A 23,138-nucleotide genomic window follows, 5' to 3' on the forward strand; every position below is an offset into this window, starting at 1 on the left:
TTAGAATTTCATCTAAAGGCTTTAAAATTATATGGTTTTAATTAACGCAATGTAGCACCCACATTTTTTTCAAATGTTTGTTGCAGCTTTTGCATTATTTTATCTATTTGCTTGTCGTTTAAGGTTTTGTTTTCATCTTGCAATAAAAAGCTTACTGCATAAGATTTTTTGCCTTCTGCTAATTTATCGCCTTCATACACATCAAATAAATCAACTTCTTTCAATAACTTTCTTTCTGATTGAAAAGCCAAATTATAAATTTCTCCAAATGAAACTTCTTTATCTAATAACAAGGCAAAATCACGTTTTACAGTAGGGAATTTTGGCAACTCAGCAATTTTAATTTTTGTTTTACCACCAACTTTTAACACATTATCCCAATTAAAATCTGCAAATAAAACTTCTTGTTTAATTCCAAATTCTTTATTGATTGATCGCTTAACGACTCCAAAATCTACCAGTTTAATTTTCCCTAAACTAAACGTAATTCCTTCAGAAAACACATCGTTTTTTGTTGGTGTAGTTTTTAAATTTTGAATTCCTAGTCTACCTAACAAAGCAGTAACAATTCCTTTTAAGTAAAAGAAATCTGAAGTTTTTTGAGGTACATTCCAACTTTCTTTGTTACGAGCTCCTGAAACAAAAATAGTTAAATGCTTTTGCTCACTATAACCACTTTCATACTTGTGGTATGTTTTTCCAAATTCAAAAAACTTTAATGAATTGTTTTTACGGTTAATATTATAAATAACAGACTCTAAACCACTAAATAACAATGACTGGCGCATAACACCTAAATCATTACTTAAAGGGTTTAGCATAGCCACATTATGCGATTCATTCAACACTTCTGAAAGGCTTACATAATCTGATTTTGTTAAAGAGTTTGCCATAGTCTCATTATAACCTTGAGAAATCAATTGGTTTGCAACTACGTTTTCAATCTTCACATCATCAAATTCTGAGAAAGAAATAGACGTATTTAACTTGTGAGAAAACTCTACATTATTGTATCCATATACACGTAAAATTTCTTCAATAACATCTGCTTCTCTGGTAACATCAACTCTGTATGACGGCACTGTTAATCCAACTCCTCCATCAGTAACACTGTTCACTTTTATGTCTAAAGAAGCTAAAATATTTTTAACCGTTTCACGAGGTATTTCAGCTCCAATTAAGCGATCCATTTTTTGATAAGAAAGAAATACTTCAAAATCTTCAATTTTTTTAGGATATAAGTCTACAATTTCTGAAGATATTTTTCCGCCAGCAACTTCTATAATTAAATTTGCAGCACGTTTTAACGCGTATTTTGTAATATTTGGATCAATTCCTCTTTCAAACCTAAAAGAAGCATCTGTATTTAATGCGTGACGCTTGGCTGTTTTTCTAACTGAAACCGGATTAAAATAAGCACTTTCTAAAAATATAGAAGTTGTATTACTTGAAACTCCTGAAACTTCACCACCAAAAACCCCTGCAATACACATAGGTTCATTGTTGTCATTACAAATCATTAAATCTTCTTCGTGCAATTCTCTTTCAACACCATCTAACGTTGTAAATTTTGTTCCTGTTGGTAAGGTTTTTACAATTACTTTATTCCCTTTTACTTGGTTTGCATCAAAAGCGTGTAAAGGTTGCCCTAATTCGTGCAACACATAATTGGTAACATCTACAACATTATTTATAGGTGTTAAACCAATAGCTTTAAGTCTATTTTGAATCCAACTTGGAGAGTCTTTAACTTCAATATCTGAAATAGTTACACCTGCATAACGTGGTGCTTTTTCATTATCTTCAACAACTACATCAAACTTTAAGGTTCTATCTTCAACTTTAAAATCACTTACTGAAGGTGAAATTAATTCTAATGAAGTTCCTTGCTGAATCATCCCTGCGCGTAAATCACGTGCAGTTCCGTAGTGGCTCATTCCATCAGCTCTATTTGGTGTTAAACCAATTTCAAAAACTTCGTCTTTTTCAATATTAAATACAGTTGCGGCAGGTGTTCCGGCTTCTAAATCATCATCTAACACCATAATCCCATCGTGACTAGAACCAAGACCTAATTCATCTTCAGCACAAATCATTCCGTGACTTTCTTCTCCTCGTATTTTACCTTTCTTTATTTTGAAACTTTCTCCTTTATCATCGTATAAAACAGTTCCAATAGTTGCCACAGGTACAGTTTGACCCGCTGCTACATTAGGTGCTCCACAAACAATTTGCACAGGTTCACCAGTTCCTAAATCTACTGTTGTTATTCTTAATCTATCAGCATTTGGATGTTGAACACACGTTAAAACTTTACCAATTACAATGCCTTCAAGGCTTCCTTTAATGGATTCTACAGTTTCAATTCCTTCAACTTCAAGTCCTAAATCAGTTAATAATTCTCCAGTTTTTTCAGCTTCCCAATCAACCTTTAAAAACTGCTTTAACCAATTGTATGATATTTTCATCTAAAATTTATTTTTTACGAATTGCAAAGATAATCATTACAAGTGAAATGTTAAAAGTTTGCAGTTAAAAGTTCACGTAACAATTTAGGAAGTATTACTAGCAAAATACAGCTTCTAAAAATACTTATTTAGCTAATATTTTGCCAAATAGTACTGTTTTTACTAATTTTTTGGTACGCTGTTTTTATACGCGCATTTTCAGGAAGACTCAAAACAGGATCGGTGGTAAGCACATCAACAGCCATACTTCTGGCCATTTTTAAAACGGCTGCATCTTTTACAATATCAGCAATTTTTAAATTTAACACACCACTTTGTTGCGTTCCCATTAAATTTCCAGGACCACGTAATTTTAAATCAACTTCAGCAATTTTAAAACCATCACTAGTATCAACCATTGTTTTTAAACGTGTTTTTGCATCTGCCGAAAGTTTAAAGCTCGTCATTAAAATACAATAACTTTGCTCAGCTCCACGCCCAACTCTTCCTCGCAATTGATGTAATTGAGACAAGCCAAAACGCTCAGCACTTTCAATAACCATAACACTTGCATTGGGAATATTTACACCAACTTCAATTACAGTAGTGGCCACCATAATTTGCGTATCACCTTTTACAAAACGTTGCATTTCATACTCTTTGTCGTCGGGTTTCATTTTTCCATGAACAATGCTAATTTGGTACTTTGGTGTAGGAAATTCTCTTGAAATACTTTCATAACCATCCATCAAATCTTTATAATCCATCGCTTCAGATTCGTTAATAAGCGGATACACCACATACACTTGGCGACCTTTATCAATTTCATCTCTTATAAATTTAAAAACCGATAAACGATTGGCATCATATCGGTGCGCAGTTTTTACTTCTTTTCTTCCTGGAGGTAATTCATCAATCACCGAAATATCTAAATCACCGTACACACTCATTGCCAAAGTTCTTGGTATTGGTGTTGCTGTCATTACTAAAATATGCGGTGGCAATTCATTTTTTCGCCATAATTTAGATCGTTGCTCTACACCAAAACGGTGTTGCTCATCTATAATTGCAATTCCTAAATTCTTGAATTTTACTTTATCTTCAATCAACGCGTGCGTGCCTATTAAAATATGAAGCTCTCCACTTTCTAGTTGTTCGTGAATTATTTTACGTTGTTTTGTTTTTACAGAACCTGTTAACAATTGAATGTTTACGTCCATTCCGGTTAACAATTCAACCAAAGAATTGTAATGTTGCGTCGCTAAAATTTCTGTAGGCGCCATCAAAGCAGCTTGAAATCCGTTGTCTAATGCAATTAACATAGTTAGCAATGCCACAATGGTTTTTCCTGAACCCACATCACCTTGCAATAACCTATTCATTTGAGCATTTGAACCAATGTCTTTTCTAATTTCTTTCAACACTCGTTTTTGCGCATTGGTTAAATCAAAAGGTAATTTATTTTTATAAAAATTATTAAAATAATTGCCAACAACACTAAAATTATAGCCTTTAATTTTAGATTTCCGAATTAATTTTTTTCGAATTAATTGCAATTGAATAAAAAACAATTCTTCAAATTTTAAACGACGTTCTGCTTTTGTTAGCAGCGATTGGTTTTTAGGAAAATGAATATTTAATAAAGCTTCACTTTTAGAAATAAACTGTAATTGCTGAATTATAGCATCAGACAAAGTTTCACCAAACCTTCCGTGCACTTCTTCAAACAAGTTTTGAATCATTTTTGAAATAATTCTATTTGTAATTCCTTTATTGGTTAATTTTTCTGTAGAAGGATACACGGGCTGCATTGCTGTGCGTAAATTTTTCTTGTAATCTGCCAATAATTCCATTTCAGGATGTGGCATTGAAAAAAGCCCATTAAACGAAGTTGTTTTCCCAAAAATAACATACGGTGTGTTTAACTTTAAGGCATCTTTAATCCATTTTGCACCACGAAACCAAACCAATTCCATAAAACCAGTGTCGTCTTTAAAAGTAGCCACTAACCTACTTCCTCGTTTTTGTTGTACCGTTTTTATAGACGTTATTTTTCCTAACACCTGAATTTCAGCAGCGTTTTGCTGCAATTGATTTATTTTAAAAAACTGTGTTCTATCAATATATCTATTCGGAAAAAAGTTTAATAAATCTTCAAATGTATAAATTCCTAATTCTGATTTTAATAAATCAGCTCTACTAGGCCCAACGCCTTTTAAATAGGAAATAGAAGTATTTAAAGTATGTACAGACATTGATTTTTTATAAAACACGAAGGTAATAATTCAAACAGCAATAAACAATTACATTTTAATAGTAACTAATTATGTACCTTTGCACCTTTAAAATTTTAGTATGAGATTACACAGAAACTTAGTATTTACAGTCATAGACTCCATGAAGCTTATTTTTAATGAGCAAGAATATGCCGATAAAGTTGTTCAAAAAGCCTTAAAAAAGGATGCACGCTGGGGAGCTAGAGACCGAAAATTTGTTGCAGAAACCATTTATGAAATGGTACGTTGGAAACGTTTATACAATGAAATTGCTGGTACAAAATCTCATTATTCTACTGAAAATGTTTGGAAAAACTTTAGTGTTTACGCGGTTTTAAAAGGTTATAAATTACCAGATTGGCCTCAATTTGTTGGAGTTCCTGAAAGAAGATACAAAGGTAAATTTGACGAACTTCAAAAAACACGTGTTTTTAAAGAATCTATTCCAGATTGGATGGATGAATTGGCTATAAAAGAATTGGGAGAAAAACATTGGAGCAAAGAAATTGAAGCTTTAAATAAACCTGCTGAAGTTCTATTACGTACCAATACTTTAAGAACCAATAAAGCTGCATTGCGCAAAAAATTAAGTGATGAAGGTATTGAAACTGTTTTTATTGATGGGTATCCTGATGCTTTAAAATTAGTAGAACGTGCAAATGTTTTTAAAACGAAATGTTTTAAAGATGGTTTATTTGAAGTACAAGATGCATCGTCTCAATTGGTGGCTGCATTTTTAGATGTAAAACCAGGAATGCGTGTAATTGATACGTGTGCAGGCGCTGGTGGAAAAACGTTACACTTAAGTGCTTTAATGGAAAATAAAGGGCAAATTATTGCAACTGATATTTACGAAAGTAAATTAAAGAAGTTAAAAATTAGAACCCGAAGAGCTGGTGCACATAATATTACAACAAAACCAATTGACTCTTCAAAAGTGATTAAAAAAATGAAAGCTACGGCTGACAGAGTGTTGATTGATGCACCTTGTAGCGGAATTGGAGTTTTAAAAAGAAACCCTGATAGCAAATGGAAATTACAACCTGAGTTTGTAGAAAACATTATTAAAACGCAAGCTGAAATTTTACAAAGCTATTCACAATTAGTAAAAGTAGGCGGAAAAGTTGTGTATGCAACTTGTTCTATTTTACCTTCAGAAAATGAAAATCAAGTAAAAAAGTTTTTAAAAGAAAATCCAAACTTTGAAATTATAAAAGATAAAAAAGTGTCGCCTTTTAAAACTGGTTACGACGGATTTTATATGGCTTTGCTAGAGCGCAAAAGCTAATTATATAAAGCATAAAAAAAGCGACTTGAAAAAGTCGCTTTTTTTATGCTTATTTACAAAATTGATTCTCCATTTAAATCTGTAGTAAGTACATCACTCATATAATCAAAATAAGGCCGCATAGCTTTGTAACTTTTATCCAACTCTTTTATAAAATTTGCACTTACCACTTCCTTATCCGTAAAATTACGCACCACAATAAATTGTTTCATTTTAATTAAATCCATATCAGGATGCTCTTTATCAAAACCTCTAGGTGCAGTTTTTAAAGCATTGCCTTGTAACGTTCCAAAATACTTTACAAAAGTTTCATTGTTAATTATAGCTCTAATTTCAGAAGTATCCATTTCAAACTCTTTTCTAATTCGTAATAAATCTTCTTTATTGGGTTCCCAAAAACCACCGGCCAAAAAACTTTCACCCGGCCTAATTCTTAAATAATAACCACCTCGTAAACTTTTGGTTGCTCTAGAAAAACTTCCTGCAAAATGCGGTTTATAAGGAGTTTTATCTTTTGAAAAACGAACATCTCTATAAATTCTAAATAACTTAAACTTATCTATGTCATCGTGTTCTTTTAATTGTGTTTCAACCGCATTATAAAAGTCTTTTATTTTTTGCTGTTCTACTAAAAACTCTGTTTTATGTTCAGCAAACCACTCACGGTTGTTATTTTTTTTTAAAGCTGTTAAAAACTCTAAAGTAATTTTATTTATTGAAGTCATTTTAGTTTTTATAGTTTGCAGTTGTATTAATTACTTTAATATGGTAATTAAATGTTTTCATAAACAACGTTTATAAAATTTAATTCATTATTTAAAAATTCAATGTACAAAAAATAATTATTCAAAAGGGCTTTTCACTATTTCAAAACAACTTTTTTATAAGTGTTTTTGTAAAAAAGAATTTTCTATACTTTTAAAAAAATAAATACTCTGCATTTTTTTGTAAATTTGAAAATGAAAAAAAATCTAAAGCTACAATTATCCTTATGCTGCTTGCTTATATTCGTTCTATTTTCAGGCAATATCCAAGCACAACATGCACCGAATGACACTTTAAAAATAAAGCACAAAAAAATAAAGAAAGTAATTATTCCAATGGTAAAGTACAGTACTAGCTTTGGAGCATCCTTCGGATTTATGGCTGCAGGTTATTACAAATTAAATCCTAAAGACACCATTTCACCAATATCAAGTACATCACTTATAGCTTCTTATACTACTAATAAATCGTGGCTTACCGTTGTACCAAGTAAATTTTATTTTAAAGAAGATAAGTTTAGATCAAAGATAGTTTTTGGTATGGGTACTATTAACTTTCAAACCTATTTAGATTGGGAAAATGTGACTAGCCAATTTCCTCCAGGAATCTTTCCAGACTTTGAAGATGATGGCACATTTGTTGACTACACTACTAATCTTCAAGCATTTTATGGTGATTTTTTAGTGAATGTATATGATAGATTATATGTGGGAGGAAATATAATATACTCACGATCAACAACTTCATTTGACATTCCTTTGAAACCTGATGATACCCAAAGCTTGTTTGGATTTGGTGTATATTCTGAGTTTGACACTAGAAATAATCAAATGATGCCTATAAACGGTTTCAACTCTAAATTTTTAACAACTAGTTATTTAGAAGCTTTAGGAAGTACCTCAAACTATCACAATATAAGTTTTGAATACAACAAATATTTTCAACAAGGTGAAAGAAATACACTGCTACTTAGAGCTTATGCACAAATTTCTTTAGGTGATGTTCCTTTTTCAGGAAAAAATATAGTTGGTAGAGACGATCTACGAGGATATTCAAACGGAAAATATAGAGCAAATCAAGTGTACGATGTTCAAAGCGAATACAGACACTGGTTTAGCAAGCGCTGGGGATATGTTGCCTTTGGAGGTTTTGCAACAGCTATTGACACTGCAAAAGATATTCGTATAGATAATGTATTGCCTGCTGTTGGTGCCGGAATTCGTTTTTTAGCAATACCAAGTTCAAATATTTCTATTGGTATGGATTTGGCAGTTGGAAAAGACGATTGGGGAATTTACTTTAGAATTTCTGAAGCTTTTACGAGATAAAAAAGATAAACACAGAAAAAGCCCTGTAATTTCTATAGAAATTACAGGGCTTTTTAATTATAACTATTGAAACATCTTAATTTCTGCCTTCCAATACCTTTACAATATCTTTCAATGTATAGCCTTTAGCTTGTAATAAAATTAGATAATGAAATAATAAATCTGCGCCTTCATTTAAAAACAACTCTTCATTATCATCTTTTGCTTCAATCACAATTTCAACAGCTTCCTCTCCTACTTTTTGTGCTATTTTATTTATTCCTTTTTCAAACAAAGATGCCACATAACTTTTCTCAGCATCAGCATTTACCCTTCTACTTGTAATAATACTTTCTAATTCTGAAAGAAAGCCAAAAGTCTGTTCATTTTTTTCATCCCAACAAGTATCTGTTCCTTTATGGCATGTTGGTCCAACTGGTTTTACTTTAATCAATAACGTATCATTATCACAATCATTTTTAATTGAAATCACATTTAAAAAATTCCCACTTTCTTCACCTTTCGTCCATAAACGCTGCTTAGTTCTACTAAAAAAAGTTGCTTTTCCAGTTTCCACCGTTTTTTCGTACGCTTCTTTGTTCATATATCCCAGCATTAGCACTTGTCTGGTTACAAAATCTTGAATAATAGCAGGCACTAAACCATCGTTATTCTTATTAAAATCTATATTCATAATTATTATCTTTTTAAACTTTTGCTATACTGAAATCAACCTATAATCTTACAGCAACACCTTGAGTTTTCAACTCGTTTTTTAAATCTACTATTTCAATTTCTTTAAAATGAAATACACTTGCAGCTAAGGCCGCATCTGCTTTTCCTTCAATAAAAGTATCAGCAAAATGCTGCATATTTCCAGCACCACCTGAAGCTATTATTGGAATATTTACCAACGCACTTAAATGAGCTAAGGCTTTATTTGCAAAGCCATTTTTTGTACCATCGTGATCCATAGACGTAAATAAAATTTCTCCTGCACCACGTTGTTCTACTTCTTCTGCCCACTCAAATAATTTAATTTCAGTTGGCACTTTTCCTCCAACCAAATGCACCATCCATTCGCCATCAATTTGTTTTGCATCAATGGCAACTACTACACACTGGCTTCCAAATTTAGCCGCCAAATCATTTATCAATTGCGGATTTTTTACTGCGGAAGAATTTATAGATACTTTGTCTGCTCCAGAGTTCAATAATATTTCAACATCCTCCACCGAAGAAATTCCACCACCAACAGTAAACGGTATATTTACTTTCTCGGCAACGTGCATTACCAATTCTGCTAATGTTTTTCTGCGTTGTTCTGTAGCTGTAATATCTAAAAACACCAATTCATCGGCACCTTCATTTGCATAAATCTCTGCCAATTCTACCGGATCACCAGCATCTCGTAAATCTACAAAATTAACACCTTTTACAGTTCTTCCGTTTTTAATATCTAAACAAGGAATTATTCTTTTTGTTAACATATATTCGTCACCCTGAACTTGTTTCAGGGTCTCATTATTTTATAAATCCAAAGTCTTTAATAATGGATTTTGTTGTTTAATTAAATTTATTTTCCAGTCATGACGCCAATTTTTCAATTGCTTTTCACGTAAAATCGCTTGTTTTATATCTGTAAACTCTTCAAAATAAACCAAATATTTAATATTATATTTTTTAGTAAACTCTGAACCTTCACCTAAAAAATGTTGAATACTCCTATTCTTTAAATTCGATGTTACTCCTATATAAAATGTTGTTCTATACTCATTTGTTAATATATAAACATAACTTAATTTCATTGTTAGATGTGATTCTGAATCAAGTTCAGAATGACGTAAATAAAATAGGTTTAATTATTTAATATAAAATTCTCTAGTTGCTTCATACTTATTTTGTGTTCGTAAATTGCTTTACCAACAATAGTCCCTTCACAACCCATCTCAGCCAATCTTGGCAATTCGTCATAGGTTGAAATTCCGCCTGAAGCTATTAATTTTATATTGTTTGTTTCGTTTAATATTTTTTGATACAAGTCAAATGAAGGACCTTGCAACATTCCATCTTTTGAAATATCTGTGCAAATTACATAGTTTACACCTTCTTTTTCATAATTCTGAATAAACGGCACTAACTCTTGATCACTTTCTTCTAACCAACCACCAATGGCTACTTTTTCGTTATTAGCATCGGCTCCTAAAATAATTTTGGCTGCACCAAATTTTGCCAACCAACTTTTAAAGGTATCCGGATTTTTAACCGCGATACTTCCACCAGTAATTTGATTTGCTCCACTTTCAAAAGCAATTTTTAAATCTTCATCAGATTTCAGTCCACCGCCAAAATCAATAGCTAAATTTGTTTTAGAAGCTATCGTTTCTAACACTTTATAGTTTACTATATGACTTGCTTTTGCACCATCTAAATCTACTAAATGTAAATGTTGAATTCCGTGATCTTCAAACATTTTAGCAACCTCTAATGGATTTTCATTGTATATTTTTTGAGTAGCATAATCACCTTTTGAAAGACGAACACACTTCCCATTTATAATATCAATTGCCGGAATAATTCTCATTGTTTATTGTATTTTTTATGCTGTTGTCATTACTTCATTTCCTAAATCAATTTCATTCTTTTGAAAGGAATACCACATTGTTTCCACTACTTGAAATGACAATTACTTATAATTCTAAAAAATTTCGCACTATTTGTGAACCTGCTTTACTACTTTTTTCTGGATGAAACTGTACTCCATAAAAGTTTTTTTCTTGCAAAGCTGATGCATATTGTAGTCCGTAATTTGTTGTTGCAATGGCTTCAGCATTCAAAGGAACATAAAAACTATGCACTAAATACATATATTCTTTTTCTTTAATTCCTTTAAACAAATCTGATTTTAAATTCTCAATTTGATTCCAACCAATTTGCGGCACTTTTTCTGAAGCAGAGAATTTTACCACATCACAATCAAAAATACCCAAACCTTGTGTATCGCCTTCTTCACAATAGCTACACATTAATTGCATACCTAAACAAATACCCAATACAGGTTGTGTTAATGTAGGTATTACCTTATCTAAACCGGTAGCTTTCAACATTTCCATAGCACTACTTGCCTCACCTACTCCCGGAAAAATAACTTTATCAGCATTTCGTATCTCCTCTTCATCATGAGATAAAACTGCTTCATACCCTAAACGCTGAATGGCAAATTTTATAGATTGTATGTTTCCTGCTCCGTAATTTATGATTACTATTTTCATTTTTTAGTTTTTGGCTTATGGCTATTAGCAAATGGCTAACGGCTAAAAGCTAATCTTATAACATTCCTTTTGTACTTGGTAAAATCATTTTTTCAGGATCACGTTTTACAGCAACTTTAATTGCTTTGGCAAACGCTTTAAAAATCCCTTCAATTTTATGATGTTCATTAGTGCCTTCAGCTTTGATATTTAAATTACAACGCGCACCATCAGTAAACGATTTAAACAAATGATAAAACATTTCAGTTGGCATTGCACCAATCATTTCACGTTTAAAATCGGCATCCCAAACCAACCAATTTCTACCGCCAAAATCTATAGCTACTTGCGCCAAACAGTCATCCATTGGCAAGCAAAATCCGTAACGTTCAATTCCTAATTTATTACCCAATGCTTTGGCAAAAACTTCACCTAAAGCAATCATAGTATCTTCAACGGTATGGTGTTCATCAACTTCCAAATCTCCTTGCACTTGAATCACTAAATCCATACTTCCGTGACGCGCAATTTGATCTAACATATGGTCAAAAAAAGCAATTCCTGTTGAAATATCACTTTTACCTGTACCATCTAAATTTAATTTAATATAAATCTTTGTTTCGTTGGTATTCCGTGTTAATTCAGCTGTACGGTTTTTTAATTTTAAAAACTCGTATATTTTTTCCCAATCATTACTTTCCAATCCTATAAAAGCATCTAACTCACTTCTTTTTACTGAAATTTCATCGGTTCCTAAATTGGTTTCATCATTGATAAAAATTCCTTTTGCTCCTAAATTTTTTGCCAACTCAATATCAGTTAAACGATCTCCAATAACAAATGAATTTTCCAAATCATAGTCCTCTGAAAAATATTTAGTTAACAATCCGGTTTTAGGTTTACGCGTATCAGCATTTTCATGAGGAAAAGTTTTATCTATAAAAACATCAGAAAAAACAACACCTTCATTTTCAAAAGAATCCATAATAAAATTATGCACTGGCCAAAATGTATCTTCCGGATACACATCTGTTCCCAAACCGTCTTGATTGGTAATCATTGCCAATTCAAAATCTAATTCTTTTGCAATTTTACCCAAATATGTAAATACTTTAGGGTAAAAAATCAATTTATCAAATGCATCAATTTGTTCATCAGCTGGCTCTTTTATCATAGTGCCATCACGATCAATAAATAAAACTTTTTTTCTCATATTATATTTCACTTAAAGCTTTTATTAACAGCTTTGTTTCTCTTTTAGTTCCCACCGTTAATCGCAATGTATTTTCACACAATGGCTGGGTGGTTCTGTTTCGTATTACAATTCCTTTTTCAATTAATTGCTGATATCTTTTTGCAGCATCATCTACCTTTACCAACACAAAATTTGCATCGGTTGGATACACTTTTTCAACAAAAGAAATATCCTTTAATCCTTCAATCAATCGAACTCTTTCTTTCAATATTTTTTTAATATCTGCTCTTAAATCGTCTATTTTCAAAAATCGTTTTAACGCACATTTTTGCGTTAATTCATTCACATTGTAGGGTGGCTTAATTTTGTTTAACACCTTAATAATTTCTTCTGAAGCATAGCAAATACCCAATCGTACACCCGCCATTCCATACGCTTTAGAAAAAGTTTGTGTAATCACTAAATTTGGAAATTCATTCAATCTTTTCAACCAACTATCTTGTGCCGAAAAATCAATATATGCTTCATCTAACACAACAATACCGTTGAATAGTTTTAGTAAAACTTCCACGCTTTCTTTTGAAAAAGAATTCCCTGTTGGGTTGTTTGGAGAGCATAAGAACAATATTTTAGAGTTTTTATCGGCCGTTTCTAAAATCTTCTTCACACTTGGCTCAAAATCTTTGGTTAATAAAACCTCTCGTTCTTCAACATTGTTAATATTTGCCAACACTTTGTACATACCATATGTTGGTGGTAATGTAATTACATTGTCTACCTTAGGTTCACAAAAAACACGAAACAACAAATCTAGCACCTCATCACTTCCATTTCCTAAAAGTATATTGCTTTCATTAATTTTTTTGAATTTAGACAATTCTTTTTTTACACTTGTTTGTTGCGGATCAGGATACCGATTAACACCATTTTCGTGTGGCGATTCATTGGCATCTAAAAAAACCATTTCTTTCTCAAGCTCTTTGTATTCATCTCTTGCAGAAGAATATGGTTGCAGTCCCAAAATGTTTTTTCTAATTAATTTTTCAATTTTCATTTTTATAGCTATTTTCAATTTATTTCAAACTGTTTAACCGCAATGTAACAGCATTTTTATGCGCATCTAATCCTTCTGCTGCTGCTAATATTTCAATGGTTTTTCCAATATTTTGAATTCCTTTTTCTGATATTTTTTGAAAAGAAATTGTTTTTAAAAATGAGTCAAGATTTACACCTGAATACGCTTTTGAATACCCATTTGTAGGTAAGGTATGATTGGTTCCTGAAGCATAATCACCTGCACTTTCAGGCGTATAATTCCCTATAAAAACCGAGCCTGCATTTGCCACACCATCTACATAAAAATCATTCTCATCCGTGCATACTATAAAGTGCTCTGGACCATATTCATTGATTAAATCTAACGCTATTTCTTTATTTTCAACAAAAATTAATTTAGAGTTTTCAATGGCTTTTTTTGCAATATTTTTTCTTGAAAGTTCTTCAATTTGTTTTTCAATTTCAATTTCAACTGCAGCCAATATTTCTTTTGAAGTTGCCACTAAAATTACTTGACTATCTACACCGTGCTCTGCTTGACTTAACAAATCAGATGCTACAAAACTTGCATTTGCACTTGCATCAGCAACCACCAACAATTCACTTGGTCCTGCAGGCATATCAATAGCCACACCATATTTGGTTGCCAACTGCTTTGCTACAGTAACATACTGATTTCCAGGTCCAAATATTTTATGTACTTGCGGTATGGTTTCTGTTCCAAACGTTAAACCCGCAATTGCCTGAATACCACCCACTTTTACAATTTTAGTAACACCGCATTGCTGTGCTGCATAAATAATTGCTGGATGAATTTTTCCTTGTTTATTTGGAGGTGTAGACAAAATAATTTCTTTACATCCTGCAATTTGTGCTGGAATTGCCAACATTAAAACCGATGAAAATAGTGGTGCTGTTCCACCAGGAATATACAAACCTACTTTTTGAATAGGACGCTTTTCTTGCCAACACGCTACACCTTCAGAAGTTTCTGTAAATACCTTACCTGTTTTTTGCGCTGCATGAAATGTATAAATGTTTTCTTTTGCTGCGTTTATAGCTGCTTTCAACTCTTCAGAAACCAACTGTTCAGCTGCTTTTACTTCAGCCTCAGAAACAAAGAAATCATCCAATTCAACACCGTCAAAAATAGAAGTGTATCGTCTCACACCATCATTTCCATTTCTTTTAATGTCATCAAAAATAGATGTTACCGTCTCTTCAATAGCTTCAACAGTTTGTGTTGGTCTTTGCAATAATTGTGACCAATCACTTTTTTCAGGATTTATAAATTTATTCATGTTACAACTTTAACTATTCAACTTTTAAAGTACCATTTTTTCAATTGGCACAACCAATAAACCTTCTGCTCCATTTGCTTTTAACTCATCAATAACTTCCCAAAAAGAGTTTTTAGGAACTACCGTATGAATTGAGCTCCATCCTGGTTCAGCCAAAGGTAAAACTGTTGGGCTACGCATACCAGGCAATAATTTAATAATGCTTTCAACTTTATCATTTGGGGCATTCATTAACACATATTTAGACTTTCTACCTTTTAAAACAGATTCAATTCTAAATTGTAATTTATCTAATATTTTTTGATTTTCTGCTGAAATATTTGGAGAAGCCGCCAACACTGCTTCACTAGTTAACATTTTTTCAACCTCTTTTAAATTATTTTTAAATAAGGTACTTCCGCTTGATACAATATCACAAATGGCATCAGCCAATCCAATATTTGGTGCAATTTCAACAGAACCATTAATCAAGTGAATATCAGGTTTTACATTAAACTGTTTAAAATAATTTAGAACCGTATTTGGGTACGATGTTGCAATACGTGCACCATCTAAATCTTGAATACTTTTATACTCAGCATCTTTTGGTACAGCAATAGACACTCTACATTTTGAAAAACCTAAACGCTCTACAATAGCAATATCTGTTCCTTTTTCAATCAACACATTTTCACCAATAATAGCAATATCTACCACACCATCTCTTAAATATTGCGGAATATCACCATTTCGTAAATACAACACTTCCAAAGGAAAATTACTTGCTGAAGCTTTCAATTGATCCTTTCCATTGTCTATTGAAATACCACAATCTTTTAATAATTTTAAAGAATCTTGGTTTAACCTTCCTGATTTTTGTACTGCAATTTTAATTTTATTCATGTTCTTAATTTATTGTGTTTGAGCAAAACTACCAGCTGATAAAATAAAAACCCGCTTGATTTACTCAAACGGGTTTAATATATATATCTACAATTTATTCAATACATCATTAGCTCGCTTGACTGCAAGTATTAAAATGATGATGATGCAATTGAATAAAATTCATTTCTCTTGTTTTGTGCAACAAATATATAAAATACTTTAAAACTACAATAATGCTTTTATAAAATATTCACAAATAATAATACATTGTTAACTATTTAACATGAAATTTACATTTAAGTTTCACTACTCTTAAAATTGTTCAAAACTCATTAATAACTGTTTAAATAACCCAAAAAGTAGCCAAGCTGTTTCTAATATTTTAATTAAATTTGCATTTTTATAACAATACACTAAAATAAACCTATATATGATTCAATTCTTTGGTAATGAAAACAGTACAATTTATGCTGTACAAACGTCAAAAGAACTTTCACAAGAAAACACGTTAAAATTAAACTGGCTTTTTGGAAATAAAGAAAAACTAGCACAGGCATCAATCGATGCTTTTTTTATTGGTCCTCGTGCTGCAATGATTACTCCTTGGAGTACCAATGCTGTTGAAATTACTCAAAATATGGGGATTGAAGGCATTCTTAGAATTGAAGAGTTTACCGCTTCCAATGCGCAAGAAGATTTTGACCCTATGATTTTTCAAAAATTTGAAAAATTAGATCAAGAAATTTTTGATGTACATATTGAACCTGAAGCTGTGTTACCAATTGATGATATTGCGGCTTACAACCAACAGGAAGGTTTGTCGTTAAGTGATGAAGAAGTTGCTTACTTAAATGGTGTTAGTGAAAAAATTGGCCGAAAGTTAACAGACTCAGAAGTATTTGGATTTTCACAAGTAAATTCTGAACATTGCCGTCATAAAATTTTCAACGGAACTTTTATTATTGATGGTGAAGAAATGCCAACTTCTTTATTTAAATTGATTCGTTTAACTTCTGAAAAAAATCCAAACGAAATTGTTTCAGCTTATAAAGACAATGTTGCCTTTGTAAAAGGACCAACTGTTGAACAGTTTGCACCAAAATCTGCCGACAAACCAGATTTTTACGAAAAGAAAGATTTCAATTCAGTAATTTCATTAAAAGCTGAAACACATAACTTCCCAACTACTGTTGAACCTTTTAACGGTGCTGCAACAGGTTCTGGAGGTGAAATTAGAGACCGTTTAGCTGGTGGAAAAGGTTCTTTACCTTTAGCCGGAACTGCTGTTTATATGACTGCTTATTCTCGTTTGTTAGAAAACAGACCTTGGGAAAACGGAATGCAGGAACGTAAATGGTTGTACCAAACACCAATGGATATTTTAATAAAAGCTTCAAATGGAGCTTCAGATTTTGGAAATAAATTTGGACAACCGCTAATTACAGGTTCTGTATTAACTTTTGAACACGAAGAAGATGCCCGCAAACTTGGTTTTGACAAAGTAATTATGCAAGCTGGTGGTATTGGATACGGAAAAAACGAACAAGCTTTAAAAGATATGCCAAAAGAACACGATAAAATTGTGATTCTTGGAGGTGATAATTATAAAATTGGTATGGGTGGTGCTGCAGTTTCTTCAGCAGATACAGGTGCTTTTGAAAGTGGTATTGAGCTAAACGCGGTACAACGTTCTAACCCTGAAATGCAAAAAAGAGCTGCCAACGCTATTCGCGGTATGGTTGAAAGTGATGTAAATACCATTGTTTCTATTCACGATCACGGTGCTGGTGGACATTTAAATTGCTTGTCTGAATTGGTTGAAGATACTGGTGGATTGATAGATTTAGATAAATTACCAATTGGTGACCCTACCCTTTCAGCAAAAGAAATTATTGGAAACGAATCTCAAGAACGTATGGGATTGGTAATTGGTGAAAATGATGCCGAATACCTACATAAAATCGCAGACAGAGAACGTTCTCCTTACTATGAAGTTGGTGAAGTTACAAATGATCACCGTTTTACATTTGAGTCTAAAGCTACTGGTGAAAAACCAATGGATTTAGAAATGGTTGATATGTTTGGAAGCTCTCCAAAAACAATTATGAACGATACTACTGTAACTTACAACTATCAAGGTTTGGAGTATTCAGTTCAACATATTTCAACTTATTTAGAACAAGTACTACAATTAGAAGCTGTTGCTTGTAAAGATTGGCTAACAAATAAAGTAGACCGTTGTGTTGGTGGTAAAGTTGCCAAACAACAATGTGCCGGTCCGTTACAATTACCATTAAACAATTGTGGTGTAATGGCATTGGATTACAACGGAAAAGAAGGAATTGCAACCTCTATTGGACATTCGCCAGTAGCTGCCTTAATTGATCCTGCAGCCGGAAGTAGAACAGCCATTGCAGAATCATTATCAAACATTGTTTGGGCACCTATCAAAGATGGTTTAAGCGGATTGTCATTATCAGCAAACTGGATGTGGCCTTGTAAAAATAAAGGTGAAGATGCTCGTTTGTACAAAGCCGTAAAAAGTTGTTCTGATTTTGCTATAGAATTAGGAATCAATATTCCTACAGGAAAAGATTCTCTTTCTATGAAACAAAAATATCCAAACGAAGATGTAATTGCACCAGGAACAGTTATTATTTCCGCAGCAGGAAACTGTACAGATATTCAAAAAGTAGTAGAACCTGTTTTACAAAAAGATGGCGGTTCAATTTATTATATCAACCTTTCACAAGACGAATTTAAATTAGGAGGCTCTTCTTTTGCACAAACCTTAAATGCAATTGGAAACGAAGCGCCAACTATTAAAGATGCAGATTTCTTTAAAAAAGCTTTCAATACGCTTCAAGAATTAATTGGAGCGGGTAACATTCTTGCCGGACACGATATTGGAAGTGGTGGTTTAATTACAACACTGTTAGAAATGTGTTTTGCAGACCTTAATTTAGGTGCTAAAATAGATTTTTCTGTTTTTGAAGAAAAAGACATTATTAAATATTTATTTTCAGAAAATATTGCGGTTGTTTTCCAAGCCAAAGATGATGCTACTGTTGAACAAACATTGGCTAACAACCAAGTTGAATTCTTTAAATTAGGAACTGTAACTACTGAAGAAACTTTAGATTTTGGTCCTTGCAAATTAGACATTCCAACTTACAGAGATATTTGGTACAAAACGTCTTATTTATTAGATGACAAGCAAACCGCAAACGGATTGGCAAAAGATCGTTTTGACAATTACAAAGTGCAACCATTAAATTACACTTTCCCAAGTTCATTTACTGGGAAATTACCTGTAATTGACGCAACAAAACCACGTCCAAAAGCAGCTATTATTCGTGAAAAAGGAAGCAATAGTGAACGTGAAATGGCAAACGCTATGTACTTAGCTGGGTTTGATGTAAAAGATGTGCATATGACCGATTTAATTTCAGGTCGTGAAAACCTAGAAGACATTCAATTTATTGGTGCTGTTGGTGGTTTCTCTAACTCTGATGTTTTAGGATCTGCTAAAGGTTGGGCTGGTGCATTTTTATACAATGAGAAAGCCAAAACAGCTTTAGATAACTTCTTTAAAAGAGAAGATACTTTATCTGTAGGAATTTGTAATGGTTGTCAGTTATTTATGGAATTAGAAGTGATCAATCCTGAACACGAAGTACACGGAAAAATGTTACATAATGATTCTCACAAACACGAAAGTAACTTTACTTCTGTAACCATTCAAGAAAATAACTCGGTAATGCTTTCAAGTTTAGCAGGAAGCACTTTAGGAGTTTGGATTTCTCACGGAGAAGGGAAATTTAATTTACCAATGGAAGAATCAGCTTATCAAATTGTAGCTAAATATGGTTATGAAAGTTATCCTGCAAATCCAAATGGTTCAGATTTCAATACAGCAATGTTATGTTCTAAAGACGGTCGTCACTTGGTAATGATGCCACATATTGAACGTTCAACTTTCCAATGGAACTGGCCAAACTACCCTGCAGGAAGAAAAGACGAAGTTTCACCTTGGGCTGAAGCTTTTGTAAATGCTAAAAATTGGCTTACAAAATAAGTTACACATACATATTTTATAAAAAAAGGCTTTCTAAGGAAAGCCTTTTTTTATACCTCATTTCAAATAGCGTAATTCAACACCTAAATAGCTTTTTACAGCACCATATTTTATTCACGTAAAACAAGTACAACTGCTTGTTATATGAAAACTTACCAAGGTATTCTCCCTAATTTCTCCATTTGTATAAATACCAATTATTTTGAAAATATCGCTTTTTTTAATGAAGTTTCTATGCACTTCTGGATTTCAGGATAAAAAAGAATATAATTAAGCAACATTTATGAAATTTATTGAATTTTCACTTAGAGTTAAATACATATACTTCAATAGTTTACATTTGCATTTTTAATTGAATTGAAATAAATGAAAATCCCTAAGGAATACAAGCATATTATTGAATTGGGAAAAGCGCTTCATATTTATGGCGTTCCAACCTATAAAGTACAATCGTACCTTACCAAAGTTGCCAAAACACAAGGCATTAATGGTGTATTTATGGATTTACCAACGTGGATCAACTATGTATTTTATAAAGATGATCAAACTTATAATTATGTAGAATGTATTCCGCCAGGTATATTAAATTTAGGTGGTTTATCTAGCGTAGATGAAGTTACCAATAAAATTATTTCAAAAGAATTAGACAGTTCAGAAGTGCTGCAAGAATTGAAATTGATACATAATGAAACTAAAAAAACAAATCATTTAATACTAACACTCTCCTACGCAATTGCTTCAGCAGGTTTTAGTTTAATGATAGGTTCTAATTGGATTTCTTTAGTTTTTGCATTCCTATTGGGTGCTTTAGTATATCCTTTTGTATACTTGTCAACACGTTCTAATTATTTTGAAACCGTATTAGAGTCGTTAACCTCATTTGTTGTAACCATTACAGCCTGTTTAATACACTTGGTATTTCCTGAATTAAATGTAGGAATTACCATTTTATCTGCCATAATTATATTTATTCCCGGTTTGGCCATTACTACCGCTTTGGAAGAAATTACCTCTAAAAACTTAGTCTCTGGAGGTGCTAAATTATTTGATGCTATTATCTCTTTATTCAAACAGTTTTTTGGTGTTTTGTTAGGGCTAGCTTTTATGTCTACAATTATAGATTTTAAACAATTGGTGCATATCTCTGATTTACCAAGATGGCTTATGTTTAGCGGAATTCCTTTGTTTTCAATTAGCTTGTTGGCTATTTTTCAAGTACGAAAAAAAGATATGCTTTTAGGTGTTGTTACAGGTGTTTCGGTATTCTTTTTAACGGTACTGTTTTCTGGTTATGGCGTTTTATTTAGTACGTTTATTGGAACTATTGCAGCCGTTGCTATTAGTCATTTATTTAATAGAATTACAAAAACTCCAAAAACGGTGTTTTTAACGCAAGGTATTGTAATGCTTGTACCCGGTAGTAAATCGTTTATGGGATTGAGCAATTCATTTTTAAATTCCTCTATTATTATTGCAGACAATTTATACGAACAAATAGCCTTTACATTAATGGGTATTATTGGCGGCCTTTTGTTTTCGGGAGTGTTTAGAAAACGCTAATTTAGATTACACAATAAATAAAAAGAGGTTATCTGTTCTCTAAAAACGTAAGTATTCGTTAACCTGAACTTGATTCAGGTTCTCATAATGATTTATTATTAGTATGATGAGATTCTGAAATAAATTCAGAATGACGAATTTTGATGCTTAGTTATTTTCTTTGTTAAATAAATATCCGTACAGCATACCCACAAAAAGAGCACCTCCAACAATGTTTCCAATTGTGGCAGGAATCAAGTTTTTTACAATAAAGGTATTCCAAGTGATCTCTGCACCTTCAAAAATAGCCAACGGAATAAAATACATATTTGCAATACTATGCTCAAATCCCATAGTTACAAAGGCCATTACTGGCCACCAAATAGCAAAAATTTTACCTAAGGTATCTTTAGCCGCCATTCCTTGCCAAACTGCCAAACAAACCAACCAGTTTGCACCAATTCCCTTTAAAAAAGTAACTAAAAAGGTATGACTGGTTTTACCTATAGCAATAGAATGTACCGCATTTACATAAGGTGCACTACTTACAATATGTGTTAAATGGGTAATTACATAGGCCACAAAAACAGCACCTACAAAGTTACCCACATATACCAATCCCCAATTTTTAAACACTGTTCCAAATCCTTGCTTTTTAGCAAGCACATTTGGAATAAAATAAGCATTGTTACCTGTAAAAAGCTCTGCACCAACAACAACTACAAGAATAAGTCCTAACGGAAAGGCTGCACCAAAAAAGAATTTTGTTAACCCAGGATTTTCAGCTGCAATACCCGGAGATCCGCCGCCAATAATAATTGCCAACAAGCCACCAAACGAAATGTATGCACCTGCTAAAAAAGCTAAAATTAATGTTTTACGTACTTTGTAATTTCCTTTGCCCTGCGCTAATTTATTTACAATAGCTATAACTTCTTTTGGGGTATTCATGATTGTTGTTACTGCTGATTTTTACAGCTTTTATTAATTTATTTTTACTTCTTTAAAATAAGCATTTAAAATAGTTGCAGCCTCATCAATTTCTTCAGGTGTATTTTCACGAGCGTCTTTAAGTTGGTATTCCCAACCTAAGGATTCCCATTTATGAATTCCTAACTTATGATAAGGTTGAATTTCTATTTTTTCAATTGTTTTATATGCTTTAAAGTGTGCACCCATGGCATGCAATAATTCGGGTTTATTTGTAATTCCCGGAATTAACACATAGCGTAGCCACATATTTTTACCTGAAGCTTCTCTATAAGCAGCAAAATTAAAGGTGGTTTCTTTATTTCGCATACCTGTTAAAGCTTCGTAGCCTTCTTCAGTCATACTTTTAATATCTAACATCACCAAATCTGCATATTTGTCTAACAATTCTTTTGTTGAATTGTTTAAAATTCGGCCATTGGTATCAATATTTGTATGAATACCTTCTTCTTTCAATCTCTTAAAAAAAGGAAGTAATTCTTTAGATTGCAATAAAGGCTCTCCTCCTGAAACCGTAACGCCACCATTGGCTCTAAAATAGGGTTTCATGCGCTTTGCCATTTTCACCAATTCTTCCACTTCATACTCCATACCTCCGGAGGTTTCAATGGTATCGGGATTGTGACAATACAAACATTTTAATTTGCAGCCTTGTAAAAAAATAACCAATCGAATTCCTGGACCATCGTGGGTACCAAAAGATTCTATGGAATGCACTCTTAGTTTTGTTTTAGTAGTAGTTGTAGTTTTGATAAGCGTAGTTTTTGAATTAAAGTGTCCA

The 23,138-nt window shown here is 32.4% G+C and carries 18 protein-coding genes; 4 read left to right on the forward strand and 14 right to left on the reverse strand.

Going from position 1 to position 23,138, the window contains the following annotated elements:
* Positions 1-41: 41 nt before the first annotated feature.
* Positions 42-2,468 (reverse strand): phenylalanine--tRNA ligase subunit beta, encoded by a 2,427-nt coding sequence (gene pheT, locus ACFQ5N_RS09940; protein ID WP_386809346.1) that lies wholly within the window; start codon positions 2,466-2,468, stop codon positions 42-44.
* Positions 2,469-2,596: 128 nt separating this feature from the next.
* Positions 2,597-4,702 (reverse strand): ATP-dependent DNA helicase RecG, encoded by a 2,106-nt coding sequence (gene recG, locus ACFQ5N_RS09945; protein WP_386809347.1) that lies wholly within the window; start codon positions 4,700-4,702, stop codon positions 2,597-2,599.
* A 100-nt stretch (positions 4,703-4,802) separates the two neighbouring features.
* Between recG and ACFQ5N_RS09950 the strand changes: the two genes are divergently transcribed.
* The gene (locus tag ACFQ5N_RS09950; protein ID WP_386809348.1) at positions 4,803-6,011 is read left to right on the forward strand and encodes an RsmB/NOP family class I SAM-dependent RNA methyltransferase; all 1,209 of its coding nucleotides are present in this window, start codon (positions 4,803-4,805) and stop codon (positions 6,009-6,011) included.
* 53 nt (positions 6,012-6,064) lie between these two features.
* Here the strand turns inward: ACFQ5N_RS09950 and ACFQ5N_RS09955 are convergent, their stop codons facing one another.
* Positions 6,065-6,736 (reverse strand): DUF2461 domain-containing protein, encoded by a 672-nt coding sequence (locus tag ACFQ5N_RS09955; RefSeq protein ID WP_386809349.1) that lies wholly within the window; start codon positions 6,734-6,736, stop codon positions 6,065-6,067.
* Positions 6,737-7,111: 375 nt separating this feature from the next.
* Here ACFQ5N_RS09955 and ACFQ5N_RS09960 point away from each other — a divergent pair, with 375 nt between their 5' ends.
* Complete coding sequence (locus tag ACFQ5N_RS09960) at positions 7,112-8,104, forward strand: BamA/TamA family outer membrane protein (RefSeq protein WP_386809350.1); 993 nt, start codon at positions 7,112-7,114, stop codon at positions 8,102-8,104.
* Between the two features lie 76 nt (positions 8,105-8,180).
* On the opposite strand, the gene hisIE is transcribed toward ACFQ5N_RS09960, so the two are convergent.
* The 9 genes from hisIE to hisG form a co-directional block, all read right to left on the reverse strand.
* Positions 8,181-8,777 (reverse strand): bifunctional phosphoribosyl-AMP cyclohydrolase/phosphoribosyl-ATP diphosphatase HisIE, encoded by a 597-nt coding sequence (gene hisIE / locus ACFQ5N_RS09965; RefSeq protein ID WP_386809351.1) that lies wholly within the window; start codon positions 8,775-8,777, stop codon positions 8,181-8,183.
* 40 nt (positions 8,778-8,817) lie between these two features.
* Positions 8,818-9,573: an imidazole glycerol phosphate synthase subunit HisF gene (gene hisF, locus ACFQ5N_RS09970; RefSeq protein ID WP_386809352.1), complete on the reverse strand. Its 756-nt coding sequence runs from the start codon at positions 9,571-9,573 to the stop codon at positions 8,818-8,820.
* A 39-nt stretch (positions 9,574-9,612) separates the two neighbouring features.
* Positions 9,613-9,891 carry a GIY-YIG nuclease family protein gene (locus ACFQ5N_RS09975; RefSeq protein ID WP_386809353.1) on the reverse strand — a complete coding sequence of 93 codons (279 nt, stop codon included), beginning with the start codon at positions 9,889-9,891 and terminating at the stop codon, positions 9,613-9,615.
* Between the two features lie 50 nt (positions 9,892-9,941).
* Entirely contained in the window at positions 9,942-10,667 is a 726-nt protein-coding gene (gene hisA / locus ACFQ5N_RS09980; RefSeq protein WP_386809354.1) for a 1-(5-phosphoribosyl)-5-[(5-phosphoribosylamino)methylideneamino]imidazole-4-carboxamide isomerase, read from the reverse strand.
* 106 nt (positions 10,668-10,773) lie between these two features.
* A complete protein-coding gene (gene hisH / locus ACFQ5N_RS09985; protein WP_386809355.1) occupies positions 10,774-11,355 on the reverse strand; it encodes an imidazole glycerol phosphate synthase subunit HisH in 582 nt (193 codons plus the stop codon).
* 55 nt (positions 11,356-11,410) lie between these two features.
* Positions 11,411-12,547 carry a bifunctional histidinol-phosphatase/imidazoleglycerol-phosphate dehydratase HisB gene (gene hisB, locus ACFQ5N_RS09990; protein WP_386809356.1) on the reverse strand — a complete coding sequence of 379 codons (1,137 nt, stop codon included), beginning with the start codon at positions 12,545-12,547 and terminating at the stop codon, positions 11,411-11,413.
* Position 12,548: 1 nt separating this feature from the next.
* Complete coding sequence (gene hisC, locus ACFQ5N_RS09995) at positions 12,549-13,583, reverse strand: histidinol-phosphate transaminase (RefSeq protein ID WP_386809357.1); 1,035 nt, start codon at positions 13,581-13,583, stop codon at positions 12,549-12,551.
* 19 nt (positions 13,584-13,602) lie between these two features.
* Positions 13,603-14,886: a histidinol dehydrogenase gene (gene hisD / locus ACFQ5N_RS10000; protein ID WP_386809358.1), complete on the reverse strand. Its 1,284-nt coding sequence runs from the start codon at positions 14,884-14,886 to the stop codon at positions 13,603-13,605.
* 24 nt (positions 14,887-14,910) lie between these two features.
* Positions 14,911-15,768: an ATP phosphoribosyltransferase gene (gene hisG, locus ACFQ5N_RS10005; RefSeq protein ID WP_386809359.1), complete on the reverse strand. Its 858-nt coding sequence runs from the start codon at positions 15,766-15,768 to the stop codon at positions 14,911-14,913.
* Positions 15,769-16,180: 412 nt separating this feature from the next.
* On the opposite strand from hisG, the gene purL reads away from it, so the two are divergent.
* Positions 16,181-19,828, forward strand: a complete 3,648-nt coding sequence (purL, locus tag ACFQ5N_RS10010; RefSeq protein WP_386809360.1) for a phosphoribosylformylglycinamidine synthase — start codon at positions 16,181-16,183, stop codon at positions 19,826-19,828.
* Positions 19,829-20,194: 366 nt separating this feature from the next.
* On the forward strand, positions 20,195-21,388 hold the full coding sequence (locus ACFQ5N_RS10015; RefSeq protein WP_386809361.1) for a threonine/serine exporter family protein: 1,194 nt from the start codon (positions 20,195-20,197) through the stop codon (positions 21,386-21,388).
* Positions 21,389-21,535: 147 nt separating this feature from the next.
* Here ACFQ5N_RS10015 and ACFQ5N_RS10020 read toward each other — a convergent pair whose 3' ends face one another.
* Together ACFQ5N_RS10020 and pflA are read right to left on the reverse strand one after the other, a co-directional pair.
* On the reverse strand, positions 21,536-22,318 hold the full coding sequence (locus ACFQ5N_RS10020; protein WP_386809362.1) for a formate/nitrite transporter family protein: 783 nt from the start codon (positions 22,316-22,318) through the stop codon (positions 21,536-21,538).
* Positions 22,319-22,351: 33 nt separating this feature from the next.
* Positions 22,352-23,074, reverse strand: coding sequence for a pyruvate formate-lyase-activating protein (gene pflA / locus ACFQ5N_RS10025; protein WP_386809363.1), 723 nt, complete (start codon positions 23,072-23,074; stop codon positions 22,352-22,354).
* Between the last annotated feature and the right edge of the window lie 64 nt (positions 23,075-23,138).

It is taken from the genome of Lutibacter holmesii, assembly GCF_042679665.1.
Classification (GTDB): domain Bacteria; phylum Bacteroidota; class Bacteroidia; order Flavobacteriales; family Flavobacteriaceae; genus Lutibacter; species Lutibacter holmesii.